The organism is Cellulosimicrobium sp. NPDC030954 (assembly GCF_055571305.1).
The window spans coordinates 272,874-298,000 of sequence record NZ_JBVIFN010000005.1; the positions used below are offsets into that span (position 1 = coordinate 272,874).

The following is a 25,127-nucleotide window of genomic DNA, read 5'->3' on the forward strand; positions in this document are numbered from 1 at the left end:
GCTCCGCGCGCAGCGCCACGGCGGGCGATACCGTCGGGGCATGTCGAGCGCACGGACACGGGTCGAGGAAGACCTGCTGGGACCCCTCGAGGTCCCGGCGGACGCGTACTACGGGGTCCACACCGTCCGGGCCGTGGAGAACTTCCGCATCTCGGGGACGACGGTCAGCGACGTCCCCGAGATGGTCCGCGGCATGGTGATGGTCAAGAAGGCGTCGGCGCTCGCGAACCGCGAGCTGCGCACCATCCAGCGCGACGTCGCGGACGCGATCGTCGCCGCGTGCGACGCGATCCTCGACGACGGCCGGTGCCTCGACCAGTTCCCGGTGGACGTGTTCCAGGGTGGCGCGGGCACGAGCGTCAACATGAACACCAACGAGGTCGTGGCCAACCTCGCGCTCGAGCTCTCCGGGTTCGAGAAGGGGCGCTACGACGTCATCAATCCGAACGACCACGTCAACCGCTCGCAGTCGACCAACGACGCCTACCCCACGGGGTTCCGCCTCGCGGTGCACCAGCTCGTCCAGGGGCTGCAGGAGGAGGTGCTGCGGCTCGAGCGCACGTTCGACGAGAAGGCGTCCGAGTTCGCCGACGTCCTCAAGATGGGTCGCACGCAGCTCCAGGACGCCGTGCCCATGAGCCTCGGCCAGGAGTTCGCCGGGTTCGCCGTGAACGTCGGCGAGGAGGTCCGGCGCCTCGAGGTCGCCGGCGAGCTGCTGCTCGAGGTCAACCTCGGCGCGACCGCGATCGGCACCGGGCTCAACACGCCGCCCGGGTACCCCAAGGTCGCGACGCGGTGGCTCGGCGAGGTGAGCGGGCTGCCCGCGGTCCCGGCCGCGAACCTCGTCGAGGCGACGTACGACAACGGCGCCTACCTCGCCGTCCACTCCGCGCTGAAGCGCCTCGCGGCCAAGCTGTCGAAGATCTGCAACGACCTGCGGCTGCTGTCGTCCGGGCCGCGCGCCGGGCTCGGGGAGATCAACCTGCCGGAGCTCCAGGCCGGGTCGTCGATCATGCCCGCCAAGGTGAACCCGGTGATCCCGGAGGTCGTCAACCAGGTCTGCTTCAAGGTCATGGGCAACGACGTGACGATCACGCACGCCGCCGAGGCGGGCCAGCTCCAGCTCAACGTCATGGAGCCGGTGCTCGCGCAGGCGATGTTCGAGTCGCTGCGCCTGCTCGGCAACGCGTGCGTCGCACTGCGCACCAAGTGCGTCGCGGGCATCACCGCGAACGTCGAGGTGTGCCGCCGCCACGTGCTGGACTCGATCGGGATCGTCACGTACCTCAACGAGATCATCGGGCACCGCAACGGCGACCTCGTGGGCGCCGAGGCGGCGCGGACCGGGGCGTCGGTGCGCGACGTCGTCGTGGCGCGCGGCTTGCTCACGCCCGAGGAGGTGGACGCGGTGCTGACGACCGAGAACTTCCTCCGCCCGCGCTACACCGGCCGCTACTACGCCCCCGACGAGCGCGGCCTGCCGGCCGTGGGCGAGGAGGGCGAGTCGTCGCGCGTCGTGGAATCGGACGACGCACTGGGCGCCCCGTCGGACCCGGAACCCGAGACCTGACGTCGAGATCGACCTGCCGGTCGCCAGATCGACCTTCTGAGGGTCGATCTCGGACGCTCGGGTCGATCTCGCGGTGGGCCCGTCTCATCCTCGGACGAGGCGGACGATCTCCGTGCCGTCGGCGCCCAGGAGCACGAGCCGGCCCCGGTCCAGCGCGACGCGGGCCGCACCGCTGACGGCACCGGGCACCCCCGCCCCGTCGCACGCGATCAGCGTCTGCAGACCGGCCGTGGCGAGCAGCCGACCGCCGTCGTCCAGGGCCCACGCGCCCCCGCCGCCGTTGCACCCGTCGGAGCCGGACCACGTCCCGTCCCCGTGGAAGACGACGTGGGGATCGCCGGCGAAGAACCCCGACGGCTCCCAGCGTCCGACGACGTCGCGCACGGCCGCGGGCTCGAGGCCGTCCGGCAGCGGTGCGGGCGGTTCGAACGCCGCGCGCACGTCGTCCGTCACCTCCGGCGCCTGCGCCAGGTGCTCCGCCGCGTCGGGGATCGGCGCCGGGGCGCCGTCGACCCGCAGACCGGCGACGACGTCGCCGTCCGCGTCGAGGAGCCGCCAGCCCTCGCCGTCGGGCTCGTACGCGACCACGGTGCGGAGCCACAGCACCTCGGGGATCCCGCCCGCGCCGCACGCCGCGGCGGCGGCGTACGGTTCCGAGGCGACGAAGGCCCGGCCGGCCGCGTCCCAGCCGCCCTCCACGTACGCACCGCAGTCGCCCCACAGCATGTACTGCCCAGCGCCGAGCCGCAGCCACGTGTCCGGGCCCTCACCCTCCGCGCCCGCGACCCGCCACATCCCGACGAGCCCGACCGGGTCCGACCCGACCTCGCCGTCACCCGGGCCGCCGACGTTCCCGACGTCGGGGGTGGTGCAGGCCGCGGCGAGGACGGACACCAGGAAGGTCACGGCGACGGCGCGCGGCACCCGCGGGCGCCCGGACTCGTGTCCGTCCATGCCCCGATCCTGTCTCCGGCGCCGGGTTTCTTGCAGCCGGTGCGGCATCCCCCGGGGCCGGCGCCGTCACGACGTCGCGAGCGCGCGCACCGTGCGCTCGATCGCGGGGCGCAGGTCGAGGCCGGGGTCGACGGTGAGGCGGTGCAGGAGCAGCCCGTCGCCGAGGGCCATGAGCGCGCGGGTCGCCGGGACGGGGTCGGCGATGCCGACGGCTGCCACGATCCGCTCGGTCCACCGCTCGAACGTGCGGCGCTGGCGACGGAGGGGCTCACCGAGCTCGGGGTCGTCGGCGAGCTCGAGGAAGAGGGCGTAGCGCGCCCGGGTGCGCGACGCGAACGGACCGGACTGTGCCTCGGTCATGGCGCAGAGACCGTCGACCAGGTCGTCGACGCTCGTGATCTGCGGCATCGCGGTCACGTCGAGGTCGGCGCGCTCCTGCTCGGCGATCCGGTCGACCACGCCGGCGAGGAGCGCGCGCCGGGTGCGGAACCAGTTCGACGTCGACCCGGTCGGGAGACCGGCGCGCTGGTCGACCCGCGCGTGGCTCAGCGCGCGCACGCCGTCCGCACCGAGCACCTCCACGGCCGCGTCGAGCGCTCGTTCCCGGGTGGCTGCGGCCATGGACTCCCTCTCTCGACCGATCTACTATGAACATAGTAGTCGCTCGCCCGAAGGAGCTCGCCATGACTACGCCTCAGCCCCGCACCACCCGCCCCACCGACGCCCGGGCATGGTCCCCGCCGCTCCCGGAGGCGCCGGGCTTCGACCACCTCGTCGTGGAGACGCCCGGCCTGCGCACCCACGTCGCGACCGTCGGCACCGGCGACCCGGTCGTGCTGCTGCACGGCTTCCCCGAGCACTGGTGGCAGTGGCGCGACGTCGCGCCCGTCCTCGCCGCCGCGGGCTACCGCGTCCTGTGTCCCGACCTGCGCGGCGCGGGCTGGACCACGGCCGACGACGCGCACGTCGAGCGCGAGACCCGGCTCCGCGACCTGCTCGCCCTCCTCGACGCGCTCGACGTCGAGCGAGCCCACCTCGTCTCGCACGACATGGGCGCGATCACCGCGATGCAGCTCTGCTACGAGCACCCCGACCGGGTCCGCGCGGCCGTCGAGCTCTCGGTGCCACCGGGCTTCATGCGTCCCAGCCCTCGACTGCTCCCCGGGTTCCGGCACCTGCCCGCCCTGGTCTGGCACCGTCGGGGCGCGTCGCTGCGGGGGATCTTCTCCAGCGCGTACGTCGCCCACCCGCTGTCGGAGGACGACGTCGACGCCCACCTCGCCCCGATGGGTCGGACGGAGGTCGACGCCGCCGTGCGTCCGCTCGTGCGGCACATGGTGCTGCCGGAGGCCACGCGCATGATGCGGGGCGTCTACCGTCGCCGTCGGCTCACGGTGCCGACCCTCTTCGTCTTCGGACGCCGAGACCGGCCGTGGACCGAGGAGCTCGTGGGACAGGTCTGCCGGGCGCCGGAGCGGCACGCGGACCGGGCCGAGCTCGCCTACGTCGACGACGCCGCGCACTTCATCACCGACGACGCGCCGGCCGCGGTCGCCGCCCTCTCGCGCGACTGGTTCGACCGCGCCGCGTGACGCCCTGTGCCCGTCGACGCGAGATCGACCCGTGCGTCCGAGATCGACCCTCGGGAGGTCGATCTCGCGACGGGCGGGTCGATCTCGCGGTCATGAGCGGACGCGTACCGCGCGGAGGGCGACGCCTACCGCCAGCACCAGCGCTCCCGCGGCGACGCTCGGGAGCGGGAGCGTGGCGACCAGCGCGACGCAGCCGAGCGCGCCGAGCACCTGGAGCGCGCGCGGGTACAGCCGGTGCGGGGTGCTCTGACGCAGCGCCGAGAGGTTCGCCACGAGGTAGTAGACGAGCACCCCGAACGACGAGAACCCGATCGCGCCCCGCAGGTCCGTCGTGAGCACGAGCACCACGACGACCGCACCCACGGCGAGCTCGGCCCGGTGCGGCACCCGGTGCACGGGGTGCACGGCCGCGAACCACCCGGGCAGGTCGCCCGTGCGCGCCATCGCGAGGCCCGTCCGGCTCACGCCCGCGAGCAGGGCGAGCAGGGCGCCGGCGCTCGCGGCGACGGCGCCGACGCTCACGACCGGGCCCGCCCACGTCCACGACCCGGCGGCGACCGCGTCGGCGAGCGGAGCCGCGGACGCCGCGAGCGCCTCCGGCCCGAGCACCGCGAGCAGGACCACCGCGACGACCGCGTAGAGCACGACGACGGCCCCGAGCGACACGAGGACCGCGCGCGGGATCGTGCGCCGCGGGTCGCGCATCTCCTCGCCCAGCGTCGCGACCCGCGCGTACCCCGCGAACGCGAAGAACAGCAGGCCCGCGGACTGGAGGACGCCGTACCAGCCGCCGTGCGCGCCGTCGGGGTCGAGCACGGCCGACCAGCGCGGCGCGGAGCCCGCGAGGCTCGCGACGACGGCCGTCGCGATCGCGAGGAGCGCCACCGCGACGATCGCCCGGGCGAGGCGCGCCGTCCGCGTCACACCCCGGTAGCCCACGGCCGTGAGCAGCACGACGGCCGCGGCGGCGACGGGGCGCTCCCACCCGGGCGGGGCCGCGTAGGCGGCGAGCACGAGCGCCATGGCCGCGCAGCTCGCCGTCTTGCCGACGACGAACCCCCACCCGGCGAGGTAGCCCCACCACGGACCGAGGTGCTCGCGCCCGTACACGTACGTGCCGCCCGAGGTGGGGTGCTGCGCCGCGAGCTGGGCGGACGACGTGGCGTTCGCGTACGCGACGACCGCCGCCAGCGCCAGCCCGACGAGCAGCCCCGTCCCTGCCGCGGCGGCCGCGGGGGCGAACGCGGAGAACACGCCCGCGCCGACCATGGACGCGAGCCCGACGACGACGGCGTCCGTCGTGCCGAGGCGGCGCGCGAGCGAGGGCTGGCCCGGTGCGGTGGTCACCCGGCCAGCGTGCCAGGGCAAGGTGTCCGGCAGGTGTCGGGGCCGGCCCCGGGGAGTGGTCGGGGCGGCGTCCGCGAGCGGGTACAGTTCCCGCCGGTGTCCCGTTCCCGGTCGTCGTCGACCGGCCCCGTCGCACGGGGTGACGGGCTGTCCGCTACGGCGAGGACGGCGGTGCAGGGGTGGTCGCAGGACAGGTGCGTCGCGCGCGGTGGACGGTGCGCGCGGGGTCGGGGGTCGCGCTCGCGTGCGCGGTCCTCCTCGGCGTCCCGACGGCCGCGACCGCGGACACGGACGACGGGCTCTCGGAGACCTCGCGCACGCGGTACGAGGTCGACGGGTCGGGGCCCGTCCGCGTGACCGTCACGACGACGATCCGCAACGAGCAGCCCGCCAGCGGGATGTACGTCTACTACTGGGACGCGTACGGGATCCCCGTGCCGGCGGGCGCGACCGACGTCACCGCCACGAGCGGCGGGGCCGCGCTCCCGGTCACCCTCGAGCCCACCGAGGACCCGTCGACCCGCATCGCCGGGGTGTCGTTCTCCCCGCTGAACAACGGGCGCGAGCGGACCGTCGAGTGGGCCTACACGATCCCGGGCGAGCCGATCCGCTCGGAGGGGTACACGCGCGTCGGGCCCGGCTACGCGACGTTCGCCGTGAACGCGGCCGGCGACCCGGGGCAGGTCACCGTCGAGATCGCCACGCCCACGTCGATGGACTTCGACAGCACGTGGGACGGGTTCACGCCGATCCTCGACGGGGAGACCCGCACCCACCGCGCGACCGAGAGCACGGACGACTACGGCACCTGGGCCTTCGTCTCGCTGCGCGACCCCGAGCAGGCCGACGAGACGAGCGTCGACGTCGGCGGGAACGAGCTCGTGCTGGAGAGCTTCCCGGGCGACACCGAGTGGAGCGGCTTCGTCGAGGAGCAGGTGGTGGCCGGCATGCCCGTGCTGGAGCGTGCGGTGGGCATGCCGTGGCCGGGCAGCCTGGAGCGCATCCGCGAGGACGTGTCGCCCGGGGTGCTCGGGTACGCGTGGTTCGACTCGGCCTCCTGGGAGATCGTCATCCCCGAGGACCTGGACGCCGGGCTCCTGTTCCACGAGCTCTCGCACGCGTGGCTCGCGGGCGACCGGTTCGCGGACCGGTGGGTGTACGAGGGCCTGGCCGAGGTCGTCGGGCAGCGCGTGGCGGCCGAGACCGGCGGCCCGGCGGAGCCGCGGCCCGCGCCCGCGCGCGACGCGGCGGACGCCCTGCCGCTCGCCGCCTGGGGAGAGGTCGACCTCGACGACGGCGGCGGCGCCGCCGAGGAGTACGCCTACGCCGCGGCGTGGACCGCCATGTCGGAGCTCGTCGGCGGCCTGGACGCGGACGCCCTCGGCGCGCTCGTCGCGGCGGCGTACGCAGGCGAGAGCGCCTACGACGAGCCCGGCGCCCTCGACCACCCGGGCGTGACCGACGGCCGTCGTCTCCTCGACCTCGTCGAGGTGCGCGGCGGCGTCGCGGGGGCCGAGGCGACGTACCGGACGTGGGTCGCCGACGACGCCGAGGCCGCCCTGCTCGACGCGCGTACCCCGGCCCGCGAGGCGTACGCCGTCCTCGACGAGGCGGACGGCGCGTGGTCGCCGCCCGCCGGCCTGTGCGCCGCGATGACGGACTGGGCCTTCGACGAGGCCGAGTCGGCCCGTGCGGCGATCGGTGCCGACGCGGCGGCGGCCGCCGGCCAGGTGCAGCAGGCCGCCCGCGCCGCGGGCCTGCCCGACCCGGCCGCCGTGCGCGCGCAGTACGAGGACGCCGGGTCCGCCGAGGAGTACGCGGCGCTCGCGACCGCGCTGCCGCGCGCGGTCGAGGTCGTGGGGTCCGTCGGCGACGCGGTCGCCGCCGCCTCGGGCGGTGGCCCGCTCGCGGACCTCGGGCGGCTGCTCCTGGACGTCGACGGTTCCGTTGCGGACGCCCGCGCCGCCCTCGACGACGGGAGGCTGGACGACGCCGCGACCGCGGCCGACGACGCGTCGTCCCGCGCGGCCGCCGCGCCCTGGCTCGGGACCGGCAGCGTGCTCCTCGTCGTCGTGGCGCTCGCCGGGGTGGTGCTGCTGCTCGTCCGCCGGCGCGCGCGACGTCGTGCGCAGCCCGACGGCGCGCCCGCCGGCGACGTCGACCGCCCCGACGACGCGACGCCCGGCGGCGACGACGTGCCAGCCGCCGACGAGGCGTCCGCCGACGGCGAGCCGACGCCGGACGACGAGCCGGCCGCGGAGGACGAGCCGACGCCGGGGGAGGCACCGTCCGTCGGCGAGGAACCGGAGCCGGTGAAGGCGTAAGGCGCGTCAGAGAGCGACGGGCCGGCGAGCTCCGCGTGCGGCGAGACGTGAGAAGTGGCCCCCCGGGACACGCTCCGAGGGGCCACGTCTCACGTCTCGTCCGAGGATGGTGCGGCTAGGGCATGCTCGCCAGGTGGGCGTCCACCGAGCGCGCGAACGCGTACCCGTTGCTCGCGTCCCAGTTGATCGACCAGGTCATCGCCCCGCGGATGTCGGGCCAGCGTGCGGGTGGTACGAAGCTGCCGCAGCGGGTGCCCGCGGCGAGGCAGCTCAGCGCGTCGTTCACGACCGACGGGTTCACGTACCCGCCGCCCGCCGCCTGGGTGGTCGCAGGCAGGCCGAGCGCGACCTGGTCCGGCCGCAGCGCGCTCTGGAGCTGGATGCACGACAGCGCGGTGAGGAAGTTCACCGTGCCCTGCCCGTACGCCTGCATCTGGTCGCAGCCGAGCATGGTGCCCGAGTTGTAGTACTGCGTGTGGACGATCGTGAGGATGTCCTTGATGTCGAGCGCGAGCCGGAAGTAGGAACTGCCCGTCGACTGCATGTCGATGGTCTGCGGCGCCATCGTGATGATGAGGTCCGGGCCGACCGCCGCCCGGACCTGGCGCAGCGCCTGTGCCATGTACGTCGGGTTGACCCCGTTCTCGAGGTCGATGTCGACGCCGTCGAACCCGTAGGTGTCGATGAGCCCGATCACGCTGGTCGCGAAGGCCGACGCCGCGGCGGAGCTGCCGACCGACACCGTGCCCTTCTCGCCGCCCACGGACAGGACCACGTGCTGGCCGCGCGCGTGCAGCGTCGCGACGTCCGCCTTGAGCTGGTCGTTCGTGTAGCCGCCCAGCGCGGCGGACAGGCCGGGGTCGACGCCGAACGTGACGGCGCCGGGCGTGCTCGGGACGGCGTCCGCGAACGCGACCGCGACGAGGTCGTAGGACGTCGGGACGTCCGACAGCCGCAGCGGCGTGGCCCCGTTGACGAAGTTCTGCCAGTACCCCGTGAGCAGGTGCTTCGGCAGCGCGCCGGTCTGGCAGCCGCTCGTCGAGCCCGTCACGGTGGCGGCCGGGGACTCGCCCGTCGCGTTGTAGGCACGCACCGTGTACGTGTGGCTCGAGCAGGCCGCGAGCCCGCTCAGCGTCGCGCTCGTCCCGGTGACGGTCGCTCGCAGGGCGGTCCCCTCGTAGACGCGGTATCCCGTGACGGTCCCGGTCGAGGCCGTCCAGGCGAGGCCGAGCGAGGTGTCGGCGGTCGTCGCGACGCGCAGCCCGGTCGGCGCGCCGGGGACGCCGGTCCCGCACCCGGCCGTCGTGACGGTGACGCCCCCGGAGCGGGGCGACTCGCCCGCCGTGTTGAAGGCCGCGACCGTGTACGTGTGCGGGGTGCACGCGGCGAGCCCGGAGACGGTGGCCGAGGTGCCCGTGGCCGTCGCGACGACCGTGCTGCCCTCGTAGACGCGGTAGCCCGTCACGGTGCCCGAGGACGCGCCCCACGAGAGGGCGGCCGACGTCGAGGTGACCGTCCCGGCGACGGGCGTGCCCGGCGTGCCCGGGACGACGGGCGGCGGGCCGCCCGCGCCCTGGAGCGAGACGTCGTCGACCTGGTAGGCGCCGGTGCCGTACCAGCCGTGCAGGTAGACCTGCGTCGTGCTGCTCGCGGCGGTGAACGTGACCGTGAGGCGGGTCCAGTCGGTCGCGCTCGGGGTCCAGGTCGAGGTGCCGCCGTCGACCCCCAGGTAGACGTAGCTGCCGCGCACCCAGGCGGAGAGGGTGTACTGGGTGCCGGCGACGGTCGGGACGGACTGCGAGCAGCGCGCGTTGTCGAGGCCCGCGGGGGTCGCCTGCAGCGCCTGGGTCCCCGTGCGCACGGGGGTGGAGACGACCGCTCCGGACGATCCCGAGCAGGTCCAGGGGCTGAGCGTGCCCGACTCGAAGCCCCCGTTGACCAGCACCTCCTCGGCGGAGGCGGGGGCGGCGGTCAGGGCGAGGCTGGAGACGAGGGCCACGGCCAGTGCCGCGGCGGCGGTGCGAAGTCTGTTCATGTCTGCTCCGTTGCAGGTCGAATCAAACTCTCAGGGAACTTAACGATGCACTCCTTATGAACCCGCACCCGGCGGAGTTCGTCAAGTGCTGCTCGCGGTGGGGCGCCGAGACCTGGGGGACAATGGGTGACAGCACTGCCTGCCAAGACGAGGAGTACTCCGTGCCCCAGGGAACTGTCCGATGGTTCGACGCCGACCGAGGGTTCGGCTTCATCGACCTCGGGAACGAGGCGGAGGACCTGTTCGTCCACGCGTCCGAGATCGTCGGCGACGACGGACCCAAGCAGCTCCGTGAGGGGCAGGTCGTCGAGTTCGAGGTGGGCGAGGGCGACCGCGGCCCGCAGGCGCGCCACGTCCGCGTCACGAGCGACCGGGCCGCCGACGCGCCCCTGGGCGTGCTCGGCACCGTCGCCTGGTACGAGCCGAGCAAGGGGTACGGCTTCGTCACGCCCGACGGCGACAGCGCCCAGATCTTCCTGCACAGCTCGGCCATCGTCGGAGGCGGCGTGGTCTCCGAGGGACAACGGGTCGCGTTCCTCGTCGTCGAGGGGGAGAAGGGTCCGCAGGCCGACCACCTGCTGCCGCTCGGGACGCAGGCCGCGCAGCCCGCGACCGACGGCGCGGACGGCACCGTCTCCTGGTACGACGACGTCAAGGGCTTCGGGTTCGTCGTCCCCGACGGTGGCGGCGACGACGTCTTCGTCCACGTCAGCGCGCTCGGCCGAGGTCTGACCGAGCTCGTCGAGGGCGCGCGCGTGACCTACGACGTCGTCGCGGGCGACAAGGGGCCGAATGCCCGCAACGTGCAGCTCGTGCGCGGCTCCCGCGGCGCGCGCCCGTCCGCGGACCGTGGCCGCCCCGACCGGTCGGGTCGCCCCGACCGCTCGGACCGCTCCGGTCGTCCGGGCGGGTCCGGCAGGCCGGTGCGCGGGGGCGAGGGCACCGTCGCACGCTACGACGCCGACCGGGGCTTCGGTTTCATCACGCCCGACGCCGGGGGTGAGGACCTGTTCGTGCACGTGTCGGTCGTGCGGGACGAGGAGGTCCTCGAGGAGGGCGACCGGGTCCGGTTCACGGTGCGCCAGAGCGACCGGGGCCCGCAGGCGGACCGCGTCGAGTTGCTGTGAGCCCAGGGTGGGGTCGGCGCCCGGCGCACCGACCCCACCCGTCCGGCGGCGAGCGTCGGGTTCTCTGAGCGACCCGGGCGACCTCGTCGCGCGAGGGCCGTCGCCCGTCGCCGGCGAATTGTCCTGGAAGACCGCGGGCGTCGTCCCTAGGGTCGTCGGATGAACGCCCAGGAGATCCGGTCGGCCTATCTCGAGTTCTTCGCCTCACGGGGGCACGCCGTGATCGAGCGAGCGCCCCTGGTGCTCCGCGACGACCCGACGACGCTGTTCACGGGTGCCGGGATGCAGCCGCTGATGCCCTACCTCTTGGGCGACAGGGAGCACGACGCCGGACCCCTCCTGGTCGACTCGCAGCCGTGCGTGCGGGCGCAGGACATCGACGAGGTCGGGGACCGGCGGCACACGACCTTCTTCGAGATGCTGGGCAACTGGAGCCTGGGGTCGGCCGACGTGGAGCAGCAGGTCCGCTGGTTCGCCGAGCTCCTCGCGCACGTCGGCGTCGACCTCGAGCGCCTGTACGTCACGTGCTTCCGCGGGTCGCCCGAGCACGGGATCCCTCGTGACGACGAGGCCGCACGAGCCTGGGTCACCGTGTTCGCGGAGCACGGGATCGCGGCACCGCTCGTGGACGTGGGGTCCCGTGCCGACGGCGACCGCGACGGGATGCGCGGCGGTCGTGTCTTCCTCTACGACGCCGAGGAGAACTGGTGGAGCCGGGGAGGCGGCCTCGACGGCACGCCCGTCGGCGACCCCTGCGGGCCGGACTCGGAGGTCTTCTACGACCTCGGCCCCGAGCACCACGACCCGTCGACCGGTGAGCCGCACCCCGCGAGCGAGGGCGGACGGTTCGTCGAGATCGGCAACCAGGTGTTCATGCGCTACCGCCGCACGAGCGAGGGGTTCGTCCCCCTCGACGAGCCGAGCATCGACTTCGGGGGCGGGCTCGAGCGCATCGCCGCGGCCGCCCTGGCGACCGCCGACGTGTTCGACGTGAGCCTCCTGCGCCCGCTGGTGGACCGGCTCGAGTCGCTCAGCGGTCGCGCGTACGAGGACGACCCGCGCCCGTTCCGCGTGATCGCCGACCACGTCCGGGCCGCGACGTTCCTCGCCGCCGACGGGGTGCGCCCGAGCAACAAGGCGCACGGGTACGTCCTGCGGCGGCTCGTCCGCCGGGCGGTGGTGCACGCCCTCCACCTCGGCCTGGACGAGCGGTTCGCCGACGACCTCGTCGCCGTCGTGGCCGAGGCGTACGGCGACACCTACCCGGGCCTGGTCGAGCAGCGCGAGGAGCTGAGCACGGTCCTGCGCGACGAGGAGTCGCGCTTCCGTCGCACGGTGCACCGCGGGCTCCGGGAGCTCGAGAAGCTCGGGGGCGCGACGGTCACCGGGGACGACCTGTTCGTGCTGGCGGACACCTGGGGCTTCCCCGTCGAGCTGTCGGTCGACGAGGTCCGTCGCCGCGACATGGCTCTCGCCCCGGACTGGCAGGAAGGCTATGCGCTGCAGCGGGAGCGCCAGCGGGCGCGCTCGCGGGCGGCCGCGACGAGCGGGGAATAGTTCGCCCTGAGTGAAGGTTGAGCCTGATGGACTCAAGTTCTGGCGGTCGGGCTTGCGCGCGAGCGCACCCGGTGCCTACCTTGAGTGAAGCAGACTCAACCCGGTGTGCCCGGGCGCGCGTGCGCCGTCGGGCACCCCATCCACAACGGAGGCAGCACACATGGCACGAGCAGTCGGGATCGACCTCGGCACCACCAACTCGGTGGTCGCCGTCCTCGAGGGCGGAGAGCCCACCGTCATCGCGAACGCCGAGGGGTCGCGCACGACGCCGTCGGTGGTCGCCTTCTCCAAGACCGGCGAGGTCCTCGTCGGCGAGGTCGCCAAGCGTCAGGCGGTCACGAACGTCGACCGCACCATCAGCTCGGTGAAGCGCCACATGGGCACCGACTGGTCGGTGGAGATCGACGACAAGAAGTACACCGCGCAGGAGATCTCCGCGCGCATCCTGGGCAAGCTCAAGCGCGACGCCGAGGAGTACCTGGGCGAGCCCGTCACCGACGCGGTCGTCACCGTCCCGGCGTACTTCAACGACGCCGAGCGCCAGGCGACCAAGGACGCCGGGCAGATCGCGGGCCTCAACGTGACGCGCATCGTCAACGAGCCCACCGCGGCCGCGCTCGCGTACGGCCTGGAGAAGGGCAAGGAGGACGAGCTCATCCTCGTCTTCGACCTGGGCGGCGGCACGTTCGACGTCTCGCTCCTCGAGGTCGGCAAGGACGAGGACGACTTCTCCACGATCCAGGTCCGCGCGACCTCGGGCGACAACCGCCTGGGTGGCGACGACTGGGACCAGCGGATCGTCGAGCACCTCATCAAGCAGGTGAAGAACAGCTCGGGCGTCGACCTCTCCAAGGACAAGATCGCGCTCCAGCGTCTGCGCGAGGCCGCCGAGCAGGCGAAGAAGGAGCTCTCGTCCGCGACGAGCACCACCATCTCGATGCAGTACCTCTCGATGAGCGAGAACGGCCCCATCCACCTGGACGAGAAGCTCACGCGCGCCCAGTTCCAGCAGATGACGCAGGACCTGCTCGACCGGACGAAGGCCCCGTTCCACAAGGTCATCTCCGACGCGGGCGTCTCCGTCTCCGACATCGACCACGTCGTGCTCGTGGGTGGCTCCACCCGCATGCCGGCCGTGACCGACGTCGTCAAGGAGCTCACGGGCGGCAAGGAGCCCAACAAGGGCGTCAACCCGGACGAGGTCGTCGCCGTGGGCGCGGCCCTGCAGGCCGGCGTCATCTCCGGCGACCGCAAGGACGTCCTGCTCATCGACGTGACCCCGCTGTCCCTCGGCATCGAGACCAAGGGCGGCGTGATGACCAAGCTCATCGAGCGCAACACGGCCATCCCGACCAAGCGCAGCGAGATCTTCTCGACGGCCGAGGACAACCAGCCGTCGGTGCTCATCCAGGTGTTCCAGGGCGAGCGCGAGTTCGCGCGCGACAACAAGCCGCTCGGCACCTTCGAGCTCACCGGCATCGCGCCGGCCCCGCGCGGCGTGCCGCAGATCGAGGTCACCTTCGACATCGACGCGAACGGCATCGTCCACGTCGGCGCCAAGGACCGCGGCACCGGCAAGGAGCAGAAGATGACCATCACGGGCGGCTCGGCGCTGCCCAAGGAGGACATCGACCGCATGGTCAAGGAGGCCGAGGAGCACGCGGCCGAGGACAAGAAGCGTCGCGAGGAGGCGGAGACCCGCAACCAGGCCGAGGCGTTCGTGTACTCGACCGAGAAGCTCGTCTCCGAGAACAAGGAGAAGCTCCCGGCCGACGTCGTCACCGAGGTCGAGGCCGACATCGCGTCGGTCAAGTCCGCGCTCGAGGGCGAGGACGCCGACGCCGTGAAGACCGCGCACGAGAAGCTCGTCGCGTCCTCGCAGAAGATCGGCCAGGCGCTCTACGCCTCGGCCGAGCAGGAGCAGGCCGCCGGCAACCCCGGCGCCGCGCAGGACGACGCCGCCGCCGCTGCGGGTGCGACGTCCGCTCCGGACGAGGACGTCGTCGACGCCGAGATCGTGGACGACGAGGACGACAAGAAGTGACGTCCCCCGAGGACCGGGGCCCCGAGGAGCAGGCCGGGCGCGAGCCCGGCCAGGGCCCCGAGGACAAGCCGTTCCAGTTCACCGACAAGCGCAAGGTCGACCCGGAGACCGGCCGTCCGCGCGAGAGCGCGGACGCCGGCTCGGCCGGGGACGACGCGGAGAAGGACCCGCTCGCGGGCCTCGACTTCGAGCCGTCCGAGGAGGCCGAGGTCGACGCGGCCGTCCTGGCCGCCAAGGCCGAGGCCGCGGAGCACCTCGACGCGCTCCAGCGTGAGCGGGCGAGCTTCACGAACTACCGCAACCGGTCGCTGCGCGACCAGGAGGCCGCGCGCACGAAGGGGATCGAGGACGTGCTCACCGCGCTCCTCCCGGTGCTCGACGACATCGACCGCGCGCGGCAGCACGGCGAGCTGACGGGGCCGTTCGCGGCGATCTCCGACAAGCTCGACGCGTCGCTCGAGAAGTTCGGGATCGAGCGCTACGGCGCGGTCGGGGACGAGTTCGACCCCACCGTCCACGAGGCGCTCATGCACCAGCCCGACCCCGAGGCCGCCGCCACCACGGTGAACCTCGTCATCGAGCCGGGCTACCGGATCGGGGGCAGGGTCGTGCGCGCCGCGCGCGTCTCGGTCGTCGGCCCCCAGTAGCCACCTCTCCCTCGTGCCCGACGGCGCGGGCCCACCTCCCGCGCGGAGGTGCGCTCCGCCGTCGGGCACGCGAGGATCACCAGCAGCAGATCGACAGCAGCCACGACACGAAGGACCAGGACCACGACCACCGACAGGAGGGAGGCGCCGTGACCGGACAGGACTGGATGGAGAAGGACTTCTACGCCGCGCTCGGCGTCCCCAAGGACGCCGACGACGCCACGATCAAGAAGGCCTACCGCAAGCTCGCGCGCAAGTACCACCCTGACCAGAACCAGGGTGACGCGGGCGCCGAGGCCAAGTTCAAGGAGATCGGCGAGGCGTACGCCGTGCTGTCGGACGCCAAGGAGCGCGAGCAGTACGACGCGATCCGGGCGATGGCCGGCGGCGGTGCCCGCTTCTCCGCGGGTCCCGGCGGCGCCGGGGGCGCGGGCTTCGAGGACGTGTTCGGCGGCATGTTCGGCGGCGGCGGCCCGGGCGGCACCCGGGTCCGCTACTCGACCGGCGGCCAGGGCGCGGGCGGCTTCGAGGACATCCTCGGCTCGATGTTCGGCGGCGGGGGAGCGCAGCAGTTCGGCGGCGGTCCCCGCCCGCGGGCCGGGTCGGACGTCGCCGCGGCCACGACCCTCCCGTTCCGTCAGGCGGTCGAGGGCTCCACCGTCACCTTCACGGTCGACGGCCGCAACGTCACCACCCGCATCCCGCCGGGCGTGCGCGACGGCCAGAAGATCCGGCTGCGCGGCAAGGGCCGCCCCGGCATGGCGGGCGGCCCCGACGGCGACCTCGTCGTCACCGTCCACGTCACCCCCCACCCGGTGTTCTCGCTCGACGGGAACAACCTGCGGATCACGGTCCCGGTGACGTTCCCCGAGGCCGCGCTCGGCGCCACCATCGCCGTGCCGACGCTCGACGGCTCGACTGTCAAGGTCAAGGTGCCGGCCGGCACGCCGTCGGGGCGCACGCTGCGCGTCCGGGGCCGCGGCGTGAAGACCGCGAAGTCGACCGGCGACCTGCTCGTCACGGTCCAGGTCGCCGTGCCGCAGAAGCTCTCGAAGGCCGCGCGCGAGGCCGTCGAGACGTTCGCCGCCGAGACCGCCGACCAGGACGTGCGGGCCGACCTGCTCCGCCAGGCCGCGGAGTGACCGGCGCCCGGAGCGCCGGCTCGGGAAGGAGGCCCGGATGACCGCGTACCGCACGGACGACGCCCAGACGGGTCCGGACGTGACGCCCGACGTCGACCAGGACGCGCCCGTCCTCGTCATCTCGCAGGCCGCCGCGCTCGCGGGCATGCACCCGCAGACGCTGCGCCAGTACGACCGCCTCGGCCTCGTGGTGCCGCGCCGCACCCAGGGCCGGGGTCGGCGCTACTCGCTGCACGACATCGCGAAGCTGCTCGAGGTGCAGCGCCTCAGCCACGACGAGGGCATCAACCTCGCGGGCATCCAGCGCATCCTCGCGCTCGAGTCGCGGGTCGAGCGCCTGGAGCGCCGCATCGAGGCGCTCTCCGCGCGCGTCGAGCCCGGTGGACGGGTGTTCGCGGCCGCCGCGAGCGGCGACGTCGTCGTGGTGCCGCGCGGGCGCAGCGTGCGCCGCGGGGTCGAGGAGGCGCTGCGCGAGACGCTCGTCGAGCACGGCGAGGCGCGCGCGCTCGTCATCTGGCGGCCCCGGCACGACGACGCGGGGTCCTGACCTGCGGCGATCCGCCGTGCGCTCAGCTCCGGCGGGCCTCGCGCGCGACGAGCGCCACGGCGGCCGGGACGAGCGCGACCTCCGAGGGGTCGAGTCCGGGGTCCGCGGCGCGGGTCCGCGCGGCGGCGTCGAGGTGCCCCACGAGCGCCGGGTCGGCCAGGTGGAGGAACGCGTCCAGCAGGACCCGTGCGCCGGGCGCGAGCTCGTCGTCCTCGTCGGCGGCGACCTCCGCGAGGACGACGGCGGTCACGGCGAGGTCGAGGCCGGCCGGTCCGAGCCGGGCGTTCGTCCAGTGGAGGACGGCCGGGCCGTCGGCGGTGAGCACGACGTTCGCCGGGTGCAGGTCGAGGTGCAGGACGCACGGATGCCCGCCGGCGGTCTCGTCGAGGGCTGCGGACGACGGCGCGGTGAGCGCCGCGTACGCGGGCTCGCCCCGCGCCGGGGGCGGGACCGCGTGCAGCGCGTCGTGCAGCGCGACGAGGGTCCGGGCCGACGCGGCGAGCGACGTCCGGCCGCCGAGGATCGACTGCAGGAGCGTCGGGCCCCGCAGGAGCTCCATGGTGAGGTCGCCGTCCGTCGCGGCGTCGACGCGCGGGGCGGGGAAGCCCGCGGCGCGCACGTGCCGCATGACCTCCGCGGTGCCGACCGAGTCGGCCCCGGAGCGCGAGCGCCGCAGGACGCGGTCGGCGCCGACCGCGTACAGGTCGGCGTCGGCGCCCGAGAACAGTGGCGCGCCGGGCGAGGTGGCCATGAGAACGACGCTACGCCTCTCCCGCCCTCCTGACGAGGACCCGGCATCGGCGCTGGTCAGGCAGTTCCGCAAGAATGTCGTGCGCTAATTCATTGCTATTTCTGCATTTCTTAGCAAGGCCTTCCTTGCTATACACCGCAGAATTCCGGGAATACCGTGGAGGTGGAAGCCCGGCCCGCCACGGGTCCTCGGAGAACAGGAGATCGCGATGAGCAGCCTCACGGAGATGCCCCAGGTCGTCGAGTGTTCCATCGACGGCTGCGGCTACAACCACGACCACGGGTGCCACGCCGGCGCGGTGACCATCGCCGGTCACGCGGGCGACGCCGAGTGCGCGACCTTCATCCCGTTGGGGACCAAGGGCGGCCTCGAGAAGGTGCTCGCGCACGTCGGGGCGTGCCAGCGCACCGAGTGCGTCCACAACTCCTCGCTGGAGTGCTCGGCCCCGTCGATCCGCGTGGGCGCCGGCGCGTCCGGCGAGGACAAGGCCGACTGCCTCACCTTCACCCCGCGCTGACGCGCGACCTCAGACCTCCTCGGAGGCGGCCGGTCACCTACCGGCCGCAGACGCCCCCGGACGCCCCGTCCGCGCGCTCGCCCGCGCGGCCGGGGCGTCGCTGCGTCGTCGGCGGTCGTCGGCGGTCGTCAGCGCTGCAGCGCGTCGAGCAGCTGGACGGCGGCGGTGTGGGTGCGGGGGAGCGGTTCGACCCAGACGCGCGGCGGTCGCCGCAGGATCGCCGTGACGCCCAGCGCGAGCCCCGTGCGCTCGATGTTGTGGCGGAGCACGGTGCGCAGCGTGTCGTCGTCGACACCGCGCTCCCCGAGGACGACGAAGAGCCCGTTGCCGAGGGAGGCCATGGGGTGGCCGTCGCCGAACGTGTGCGTGAGCGCACGACCCATCGCCGCCGACCGTGCGAAGCGCTGCCACCCGGTCAGGTGCTCGAGCGCGACGTCCACGACGAGCAGCCCGTGCGTCGCTGTGGCGTCGACCCCCGCGCGCTGCGCGACGCCGTACGTCTCCCGGAGCCGCTGGGCCAGGTACTGGGACGTCGCGAGGCCGGACTCGGGGTCCATCACCTCGGGCGTCACGGGGGTCGCCTCGTAGCCGTCGGACCACCCGACCGCGACCGCCCGGAGCAGGTCGGTCCCGGGCTCGCGGTCGTGCGCCCGGTACAGGCACACCACGTCGTCGATGGCCTCGCCGATCCCGACCCCCGCCTCGGCCCGCACCCGACCGAGCCGTTCGGCCGCCGGTGTGCCGTCCCGCTCCTCGCACAGCGCCTCGACGAGCGCGTCGACGGCAGGGTGGTACCAGTCGCCCGGTCGCAGCCAGACGCTCTCGGCGCTCGCGCGACGCCAGCGCTCGCGCACGGCGTCGGGAGCGGGCACGGTGTACCCGTGGAGGTGGTCCATGTAGATGAGACGGCCGAGCGGCCGATCCATGACGCGGGTCGGCGAAGAAGTTTCCAGGACGCCGGGTCCGGGGTGAAATCGGGCGAACGGGGACGACTCCGGCCGTTACCGTTCCGTCGTCGGAAGCCCTCTGCCCCGAAGTTGGACGGGCGTCTACTATGGCCACCGTACGCCTCGGATCGGGGCGGTCTCCGGGGCGGGTGACATGACGCAGGCGCAGGAACGGGTGTGGAGCGAGGCGTTCAGCGACGCCGAGCTCATCACAGCCGTGCGCGAGGGCGACACCAGCGCCTACGGCGCGCTCTACGAGCGCCACGCCGCCGCGGCCCGGACGGTCGCGCGCCAGTACGTCCGCTCGACCGCCGACGCCGACGACGTCGTCTCCGACGCGTTCGCCCGCACGCTCTCCGTGCTGCAGGGCGGGGGCGGGCCCGACGTCACCTTCCGCGCCTACCTCTTCACCGTCGTCCGACGCCTCTCCTACGACCTCGTCAACGGTGCGCGCCGCACCCAGCCGACCGACGACGAGCGCACGTTCGAGACGGCGTTCGGCCCCATGGCGTCCACCGAGGACCCGACCCTCGAGGGGTTCGAGCGCTCGACGGTCACGCGCGCCTACCAGGACCTCCCCGAGCGGTGGCGCGCCGTGCTCTGGTACACCGAGGTCGAGAACCTCTCCCCGGCCGAGATCGCGCCGATCCTCGGGCTCACCGCGAACGGCGTCTCTGCGCTCGCCTACCGGGCGCGGGAGGGGCTGCGGCAGGCGTACCTCCAGCAGCACCTGACGTCCGTGCCCGCCGAGGAGTGCCGCACGGTCAACGCGCTCCTCGGGTCGTACGTGCGCGGCGGGCTCGCCAAGCGCGAGACGGCGCGCGTGGAGTCGCACCTCGAAGGCTGCGGCGAGTGCCGCGCGCTCGTGCTCGAGCTGGGCGACGTGTCGCACGGCATGCGCGCCGTCATCGCCCCGCTGGTCCTCGGCGTCGGTGCGCTCGGCCTCGTCGGCACGGCGCTCCCGACGGTCGGCGGCGCGGCCGTCGCCGGCGGCGTCGGTGCCGCCCTGCAGGGCGCGTCGAGCGGTGGCGCGGGATCCACCGGCGGTTCCGGTGCGGCCGGCGGGTCCGGCGGCGCGGGGGCGGGCGGTGGCGCCGGCACGGCCGGGACGAGCGCGGCGGGGACCGGCGCCGTCGGTGGCGCGGGTGCCGCCGCGAGCGCCACCGGTGGCACCGGCGCCGCGGTCGGGGCCGGCGCGGCGTCCGTCGGTGGGGCAGCGGCCGCGGCCGGTGGCGCCGCCGCGGGCAGCGGGGCGCTCGCCGCCGCGGGCGCCGGCGGGCTCGTCGCGCTCGTCACGTCCGCGCCGCTCGCTGCGGCCGCCGTCACGGTCGGTGTGCTCACGGTCGCCGGGCTCGGCGTCGCGGGTGCGCTCGGCGCGTTCTCGTCGGACCCGGCGCCCACCCCGACCTCGCAGTCCTCCCCGTCCCCGTCCGCGTCGTCCGCACCGACCACGGGGACCACGACGACGCCGGACCCCACCACCGACCCGACGTCGCCCACGAACATCCCGCCCGCCCCGACCGACCAGACCACCGCCGGGACGGGAGACACGACGGGGATCGGCGACGGGTCCACCGACGGCACCACGCCCGTCGGGTCGACGCCAGGCACGACCACGCCGGGCGGGTCCACCGACCCCGGCACGCCTGCGCCCACCGATCCCGGGGCCGGCACGCCCGGGCCGACCGACCCGGGCACGGGAACGCCCGAGCCCGCGCCGGCGGCCCTCGAGCTGTCGCTCGCCCCGGTCACGCTCGCGGCACGCGTCCCCGCGGACCTCGTCATCACCGCCTCGAACACCGGCGGTCGAGCGGCGGAGGAGGTACTCGTCGACCTCACGCTCCCGGCGGGCGTGTCGACCCCCGGCTCGTCGCTCGTCGCGCGCGGGACGGTCGTCGGCAGCCCCCTGTCCGCGGCCTCGCTCCCGTGCGGCAGCGCGGTGCCCCAGCCGGACGGGACGAGCCTGGTCACGTGCTCGGTCGGCATCCTCGACCCCGGAGAGAGCCAGGAGCTCGTCGTCCGCGTCGAGGCCGAGTCCGGGGGCGACTACCCGCCCTTCGCCGCGTCCGTGCGCGCCACCGGCATCCCGGCGAAGCCGTGGACCTTCCCGTCGGCACCTGTCCAGTACTACGGGCCGGAGGTCCGCGTCGTGGCGCCGTCCGACGGACTGCGGCTGGACAACCCGGGAGAGGGAGTCCTGCGCGTCGTGGTGCGCAACAGCGGCGACCAGCCGCTCGTCGAGCCGCGCCTCACCGTCGACCTCCCGTCCGGCGTGAGCCTCGCCGGCGGGTCCGCCGGCGTGTGGACGTGCACCACGGACGAGGGTCGGAGCGTGACGTGTGCCGCCCCCTCCGGCACGAGCCTCGCGCCCGGCACCGCGTCCACGGTCCCGCTGACGCTCGTCGCGAACCGTGACCGGGCGGTCGAGAAGGCCGTGGTCCGCCTGCGCGGGACGGCCCCGGACGCGCGAGCCGGGAGCGCGGACGCCTCGGTCGACGTGGCCCGGCCGTGGGACGGCGCGGCGTCCGGGGTCGACGGGGAGGGCCCGCGCGTGCAGTGCAGCGCCCGCGGTGAGGCTGGTACCGCGTCCGTGACGGTCCCCTTCACGAACCGCACGACGTACGGCGATCTGCGGGCAGCGCTCGTGGTCGGCGGTGCCACCCACGACGCCGTTCCGGTCGCCTCGGGCCGGAGCGTCGACCTGCGCAGCGGGACCGGGGGCTGGCTGCCCGCCGGGGACGCACGCGTCGTCCTGTCGACCACGGTGGCGGGGCAGCAGTTCACCCACGAGATCGTCGCCGGCGAGCACCCGGCGATCGACTGCTTCGACTGGAAGCCGGTCACGGGCGCGGCGAGGGCGACGGCGACCTGGGCGGTGGCGCCCGGGGCCGGCATCGGCACGTCCGTCGTGACCGGCACGTTCCACAACCCGTACGCCGTGACCACGCTCCGCGTCGGGATGTCGACGCCGCACGGCGACGCCGCACCGGTCGACGTGGCCCCGGGAGCGGACGCGACGTTCACCGTGGACGCGAAGGCGCTGTCCGTCCCGGCCGGGACGGCGACGTTCACCGCCGAGCGGGTGTCCCCCGCCGGGCCTGGTACGCACACCGTCGAGGCGGCGTACGACGCGGTGACGTACTCCCCGCGGTGGGCGCAGACCGCACATGTCGACGCGCTGTGGCAGGACGGGTCGGTCAAGCTTGTCGGCACGCTGACCAACGACTCGCCCGAGGCGGTCGACGCGCGGATGCTGGGCGGCGCCTACGGCGACTCCGGCCCTGTGCAGAAGATCGCGCCCTGGCAGACCGCCACGTTCACGATCGACACGCGGTCGCTCGACGTGAAGCCGGGCACGGTCTCGTTCCGCCAGTACCGGTCGGTGCTCGGCACCGGCTTCGCCGACTCCACGCTCACCGCGTCGCACCGCGGCGCGACGTACGTCCCGGACTGGTCGGCGACCCTCACGGCGGTGACGCAGTGCGCGGCCGGCGCGGACGGCGTCGTGCTGACCGTGGGGCTGCGCAACGACTCGGGCGAGACGACGCACGTCGTTGCGCACACCCCGTTCGGCGCGCGCGACCTCGGCGACGTGGCACCAGGCGGCAGCGCGAGCGCCGACATCGCCGCGGGAGCGCTCGCGGTGAAGGGCGGGACCGCCACGTTCGAGCTGTCCCGCACCGTCCTCGGGACGCCGTTCAGGCAGAAGATGACGGCGGGCTTCGAGGCACGCGACTGCGCGGTCGTCCAGCCTGCCGCGAGCCTCGTGCTGGGCGAGGCCACCTATGACGACGCGCGGGACCACTCGTACCGGTCGGTGTCGGTGGCGCTCGACAACTCGGCGTCCAACGTGCCTGTCACGTTCACGGTCAGCGGCCAGGCCAAGGGGTCGTGGTCGCTCGCGGCCGGCGAGCAGCGCACCGTCCCGCTGGGCGAGGCGCCCTGGTCCGGCGCGACGTACGTCGTGCACGCAGGGTCGTGGTCGCAGACCCTGAAGGTCGCTCCCTTCACTGCTGCGCCGCAGTGCTACGCGCCGTGGGAGTCCTGGACGGGCTACGACCACTCGGCCGAGGTCTCCTACGGCGGCTGGAACTACACCGCGCGCAACGGCAGCCTTTTCGTGCGGCCGGACCGCGACCCGTTCGGGCTCTTCTGGGAGCGCGGGTCGCGCTGCGGCGAGGGCTGACGGGGGCCGGTCGACCCGAGCGGCGACGCGACGGGTGAGGTGGTCCGACTACGGCAGGACGCCCTCGAGGGCGTCGTCGACGGGTGTGTCGCCGCCGACGAGGTCGAGGACGAGACCGGCGGTCCGCGGCTCGTGGAGGACCGCGGCGAGGACGAGCGCGACGTCGTCGCGCGTCACGTCCGAGCGCTCCCGGGCGGCGGCCCCGGGCTTGCGGCGCTTGCCGCGCGGCTTGTCCGTGTCCCCGACGGGCGCGAGCGCGACGAGGCCGACACCCGGGTCGTCGGTGAGGTGGCCCGGGCGCACGATGGTCCACGCGAGGTCGGCGCGGGCGCGCAGGTCGTCCTCGGCCGCCGCCTTGGCGCGCAGGTAGGCCCAGAACACGTCGTCGACGTCGTCGGGACGCTCGTCGGCACGCGCCGCCTCGACGCCGCGGGAGGAGACGAGGACGTAGCGTCCGACGCCTGCGCGCTCGGCGGCGTCGGCGAGCAGCGCCGCGCCCGCCCGGTCGACCGCGTCCTTGCGCGGTGCTCCGCTCCCGGGACCGGCGCCGGCCGCGAACACGACCGCGTCGACGCCCTCCAGCTCGAACGACACCGCGACGGCGTCGTCCTTCTCGAGGTCGATGAGCGCGACGTGCGCGCCCAGCTCGGTGAGGTCCGTGATCTGCGCGGCGGACCGCACGAAGGCGACGACGTCGTCGCCCCGTTCCACCAGGGCTCGGGCCAGGCGACGGCCGACCTGGCCGTGACCTCCCGCGATGACTGTGCGCATGGGCCGAACGTATCGCCGCGCGGGCGTCCGCGCCCGGTGAAGCGACGCCGCCCCGGAGCATCGGTGCCGGGGCGGCGGGTGCCCCGAGGGCGGGGTTGCGCTGCCGGGCACGCGGTCCCCCACGTACCCCCACGTCGACCGCGGCCCGGCAGCGCTGGTCCTCAGGCGGCGTCCCCCGTGCCGCCGAGGACGACGGGGGTCCGCGGGTCGAACCGGTAGCCGAGCCCGCGGACCGTGGTGATGACGTGCTCCAGCCCGAGCTTCTCGCGCAGGCGTCGCACGTGGACGTCGATGGTGCGGCTGCCCGCGGCGACCTCGTGGTCGGCCCACACGGTCTCGAGCAGCTCGGCCCGTGTCACGACGCGGTGCGTCGTGCGGGCGAGGTACGACAGGAGCTCGAGCTCCCGGTAGGTCAGACGTGCGGACCGGCCCTCGACCGTGACCGTGCGGCCTGCCGGGTCGATGACGACGCGCGGCACGGGGGACAGGGTCGCGAGCCGCTCGCGGAACGCCGCGATGTCCTGCACGGGCGACGACGTCGTGGTCGCGGGCTCGGCGAGGGCGAGGGCCGTGTACGTCTCGGCGCTGGGCAGCCAGTCGCGGGCGAGCTCGCCCAGGGCCTCGGCGAGCTCGACGAGCTGAGCCTGCGGCTGCTCGCCCGGTACGGCGTCGACGCCCACGTAGAGCACGAAGCCGGGGTTGCGTCGGGAGGCGGCGTCCGCGGTGACCGGGCGGGTCGGCGCGACCGCGGCGCGCGGCGCGGCGGGACGCTGCGGGGCGAGGGCCCGGGGCGCGGCGGCGCGGGCCGAGGTGCGGTGGGCGGGACGGGTAGCGGTGAGCGTCATGGGTGGCTCCGGGTGCGTCGGGCCGACGGCGTCGCCGGGGAACCGGCGGGTCGGCAGGGGTCGAGGGCTGAACCGAGGTGCGGGAGAGGGTTCAGGCCTGACAACAGACGCACATGACCGCGCCCGGGAGCGCGCCGGACGGCGCGCTGGCGGGACGGGTCGAGGTGCTCACGGGAGCGAGCATGGCAGTGCACGGCGCGGTACGCCAAGGGGAGCCCGGGAAC

At 74.5% G+C, this 25,127-nt stretch carries 19 protein-coding genes; 11 read left to right on the plus strand and 8 right to left on the minus strand.

Features of this window, described 5'->3' with window-relative positions:
• The first annotated feature begins 40 nt into the window (after positions 1 to 40).
• Complete coding sequence (gene aspA, locus ACZ402_RS12680; protein ID WP_375825844.1) at positions 41 to 1,570, plus strand: aspartate ammonia-lyase; 1,530 nt, start codon at positions 41 to 43, stop codon at positions 1,568 to 1,570.
• Positions 1,571 to 1,654: 84 nt separating this feature from the next.
• On the opposite strand, the gene ACZ402_RS12685 is transcribed toward aspA, so the two are convergent.
• Together ACZ402_RS12685 and ACZ402_RS12690 are read right to left on the minus strand one after the other, a co-directional pair.
• Positions 1,655 to 2,524 carry an META domain-containing protein gene (locus tag ACZ402_RS12685; protein WP_375825843.1) on the minus strand — a complete coding sequence of 290 codons (870 nt, stop codon included), beginning with the start codon at positions 2,522 to 2,524 and terminating at the stop codon, positions 1,655 to 1,657.
• 66 nt (positions 2,525 to 2,590) lie between these two features.
• Positions 2,591 to 3,145: a TetR/AcrR family transcriptional regulator gene (locus tag ACZ402_RS12690; protein WP_375825842.1), complete on the minus strand. Its 555-nt coding sequence runs from the start codon at positions 3,143 to 3,145 to the stop codon at positions 2,591 to 2,593.
• A 62-nt stretch (positions 3,146 to 3,207) separates the two neighbouring features.
• On the opposite strand from ACZ402_RS12690, the gene ACZ402_RS12695 reads away from it, so the two are divergent.
• A complete protein-coding gene (locus ACZ402_RS12695; protein WP_375825841.1) occupies positions 3,208 to 4,116 on the plus strand; it encodes an alpha/beta fold hydrolase in 909 nt (302 codons plus the stop codon).
• 90 nt (positions 4,117 to 4,206) lie between these two features.
• Here ACZ402_RS12695 and ACZ402_RS12700 read toward each other — a convergent pair whose 3' ends face one another.
• Complete coding sequence (locus tag ACZ402_RS12700) at positions 4,207 to 5,385, minus strand: APC family permease (protein WP_375825850.1); 1,179 nt, start codon at positions 5,383 to 5,385, stop codon at positions 4,207 to 4,209.
• Between the two features lie 257 nt (positions 5,386 to 5,642).
• Here ACZ402_RS12700 and ACZ402_RS12705 point away from each other — a divergent pair, with 257 nt between their 5' ends.
• The gene (locus ACZ402_RS12705) at positions 5,643 to 7,787 is read left to right on the plus strand and encodes a hypothetical protein (RefSeq protein WP_375825840.1); all 2,145 of its coding nucleotides are present in this window, start codon (positions 5,643 to 5,645) and stop codon (positions 7,785 to 7,787) included.
• A gap of 115 nt (positions 7,788 to 7,902) precedes the next feature.
• On the opposite strand, the gene ACZ402_RS12710 is transcribed toward ACZ402_RS12705, so the two are convergent.
• Positions 7,903 to 9,822, minus strand: coding sequence for a fibronectin type III domain-containing protein (locus tag ACZ402_RS12710; protein WP_375825839.1), 1,920 nt, complete (start codon positions 9,820 to 9,822; stop codon positions 7,903 to 7,905).
• Positions 9,823 to 9,983: 161 nt separating this feature from the next.
• On the opposite strand from ACZ402_RS12710, the gene ACZ402_RS12715 reads away from it, so the two are divergent.
• From ACZ402_RS12715 to ACZ402_RS12740, 6 genes are all read left to right on the plus strand, one after another.
• Positions 9,984 to 10,949 carry a cold-shock protein gene (locus tag ACZ402_RS12715; protein ID WP_375825838.1) on the plus strand — a complete coding sequence of 322 codons (966 nt, stop codon included), beginning with the start codon at positions 9,984 to 9,986 and terminating at the stop codon, positions 10,947 to 10,949.
• A gap of 159 nt (positions 10,950 to 11,108) precedes the next feature.
• The gene (locus ACZ402_RS12720; RefSeq protein WP_375825837.1) at positions 11,109 to 12,506 is read left to right on the plus strand and encodes an alanine--tRNA ligase-related protein; all 1,398 of its coding nucleotides are present in this window, start codon (positions 11,109 to 11,111) and stop codon (positions 12,504 to 12,506) included.
• 160 nt (positions 12,507 to 12,666) lie between these two features.
• A complete protein-coding gene (dnaK, locus tag ACZ402_RS12725; protein ID WP_375825836.1) occupies positions 12,667 to 14,550 on the plus strand; it encodes a molecular chaperone DnaK in 1,884 nt (627 codons plus the stop codon).
• Positions 14,547 to 15,197, plus strand: a complete 651-nt coding sequence (gene grpE / locus ACZ402_RS12730) for a nucleotide exchange factor GrpE (RefSeq protein WP_375825835.1) — start codon at positions 14,547 to 14,549, stop codon at positions 15,195 to 15,197. The genes dnaK and grpE overlap by 4 nt, the downstream gene beginning before the upstream one ends.
• Before the next feature lie 149 nt (positions 15,198 to 15,346).
• Positions 15,347 to 16,339 (plus strand): DnaJ C-terminal domain-containing protein, encoded by a 993-nt coding sequence (locus ACZ402_RS12735; protein WP_375825833.1) that lies wholly within the window; start codon positions 15,347 to 15,349, stop codon positions 16,337 to 16,339.
• 37 nt (positions 16,340 to 16,376) lie between these two features.
• On the plus strand, positions 16,377 to 16,886 hold the full coding sequence (locus tag ACZ402_RS12740; protein WP_375825832.1) for a heat shock protein transcriptional repressor HspR: 510 nt from the start codon (positions 16,377 to 16,379) through the stop codon (positions 16,884 to 16,886).
• A 22-nt stretch (positions 16,887 to 16,908) separates the two neighbouring features.
• Here ACZ402_RS12740 and ACZ402_RS12745 read toward each other — a convergent pair whose 3' ends face one another.
• Positions 16,909 to 17,637 (minus strand): phosphotransferase family protein, encoded by a 729-nt coding sequence (locus tag ACZ402_RS12745; protein ID WP_375825831.1) that lies wholly within the window; start codon positions 17,635 to 17,637, stop codon positions 16,909 to 16,911.
• 208 nt (positions 17,638 to 17,845) lie between these two features.
• Here ACZ402_RS12745 and ACZ402_RS12750 point away from each other — a divergent pair, with 208 nt between their 5' ends.
• On the plus strand, positions 17,846 to 18,154 hold the full coding sequence (locus ACZ402_RS12750) for a DUF1540 domain-containing protein (protein ID WP_047234443.1): 309 nt from the start codon (positions 17,846 to 17,848) through the stop codon (positions 18,152 to 18,154).
• A 128-nt stretch (positions 18,155 to 18,282) separates the two neighbouring features.
• On the opposite strand, the gene ACZ402_RS12755 is transcribed toward ACZ402_RS12750, so the two are convergent.
• Positions 18,283 to 19,080 carry a hypothetical protein gene (locus ACZ402_RS12755; RefSeq protein ID WP_375825830.1) on the minus strand — a complete coding sequence of 266 codons (798 nt, stop codon included), beginning with the start codon at positions 19,078 to 19,080 and terminating at the stop codon, positions 18,283 to 18,285.
• 175 nt (positions 19,081 to 19,255) lie between these two features.
• On the opposite strand from ACZ402_RS12755, the gene ACZ402_RS12760 reads away from it, so the two are divergent.
• Positions 19,256 to 23,287, plus strand: coding sequence for a sigma-70 family RNA polymerase sigma factor (locus tag ACZ402_RS12760; protein WP_375825828.1), 4,032 nt, complete (start codon positions 19,256 to 19,258; stop codon positions 23,285 to 23,287).
• Positions 23,288 to 23,335: 48 nt separating this feature from the next.
• Here the strand turns inward: ACZ402_RS12760 and ACZ402_RS12765 are convergent, their stop codons facing one another.
• Both ACZ402_RS12765 and ACZ402_RS12770 read right to left on the minus strand, forming a co-directional pair.
• Positions 23,336 to 24,058, minus strand: coding sequence for an NAD(P)-binding oxidoreductase (locus ACZ402_RS12765; protein WP_375825827.1), 723 nt, complete (start codon positions 24,056 to 24,058; stop codon positions 23,336 to 23,338).
• A gap of 161 nt (positions 24,059 to 24,219) precedes the next feature.
• Positions 24,220 to 24,903, minus strand: a complete 684-nt coding sequence (locus ACZ402_RS12770) for a winged helix-turn-helix domain-containing protein (protein WP_375825825.1) — start codon at positions 24,901 to 24,903, stop codon at positions 24,220 to 24,222.
• Between the last annotated feature and the right edge of the window lie 224 nt (positions 24,904 to 25,127).

Coding starts and splice junctions, on each gene's coding strand:
- aspA (WP_375825844.1), top strand. CDS start 41: ATGTCGAGCGCACGGACACGGGTCGAGGAAGACCTGCTGGGACCCCTC.
- ACZ402_RS12685 (WP_375825843.1), bottom strand. CDS start 2,524: ATGGACGGACACGAGTCCGGGCGCCCGCGGGTGCCGCGCGCCGTCGCC.
- ACZ402_RS12690 (WP_375825842.1), bottom strand. CDS start 3,145: ATGGCCGCAGCCACCCGGGAACGAGCGCTCGACGCGGCCGTGGAGGTG.
- ACZ402_RS12695 (WP_375825841.1), top strand. CDS start 3,208: ATGACTACGCCTCAGCCCCGCACCACCCGCCCCACCGACGCCCGGGCA.
- ACZ402_RS12700 (WP_375825850.1), bottom strand. CDS start 5,385: ATGGTCGGCGCGGGCGTGTTCTCCGCGTTCGCCCCCGCGGCCGCCGCG.
- ACZ402_RS12710 (WP_375825839.1), bottom strand. CDS start 9,822: ATGAACAGACTTCGCACCGCCGCCGCGGCACTGGCCGTGGCCCTCGTC.
- ACZ402_RS12720 (WP_375825837.1), top strand. CDS start 11,109: ATGAACGCCCAGGAGATCCGGTCGGCCTATCTCGAGTTCTTCGCCTCA.
- dnaK (WP_375825836.1), top strand. CDS start 12,667: ATGGCACGAGCAGTCGGGATCGACCTCGGCACCACCAACTCGGTGGTC.
- ACZ402_RS12740 (WP_375825832.1), top strand. CDS start 16,377: ATGACCGCGTACCGCACGGACGACGCCCAGACGGGTCCGGACGTGACG.
- ACZ402_RS12745 (WP_375825831.1), bottom strand. CDS start 17,637: ATGGCCACCTCGCCCGGCGCGCCACTGTTCTCGGGCGCCGACGCCGAC.
- ACZ402_RS12750 (WP_047234443.1), top strand. CDS start 17,846: ATGAGCAGCCTCACGGAGATGCCCCAGGTCGTCGAGTGTTCCATCGAC.
- ACZ402_RS12755 (WP_375825830.1), bottom strand. CDS start 19,080: ATGGATCGGCCGCTCGGCCGTCTCATCTACATGGACCACCTCCACGGG.
- ACZ402_RS12760 (WP_375825828.1), top strand. CDS start 19,256: ATGACGCAGGCGCAGGAACGGGTGTGGAGCGAGGCGTTCAGCGACGCC.
- ACZ402_RS12765 (WP_375825827.1), bottom strand. CDS start 24,058: ATGCGCACAGTCATCGCGGGAGGTCACGGCCAGGTCGGCCGTCGCCTG.
- ACZ402_RS12770 (WP_375825825.1), bottom strand. CDS start 24,903: ATGACGCTCACCGCTACCCGTCCCGCCCACCGCACCTCGGCCCGCGCC.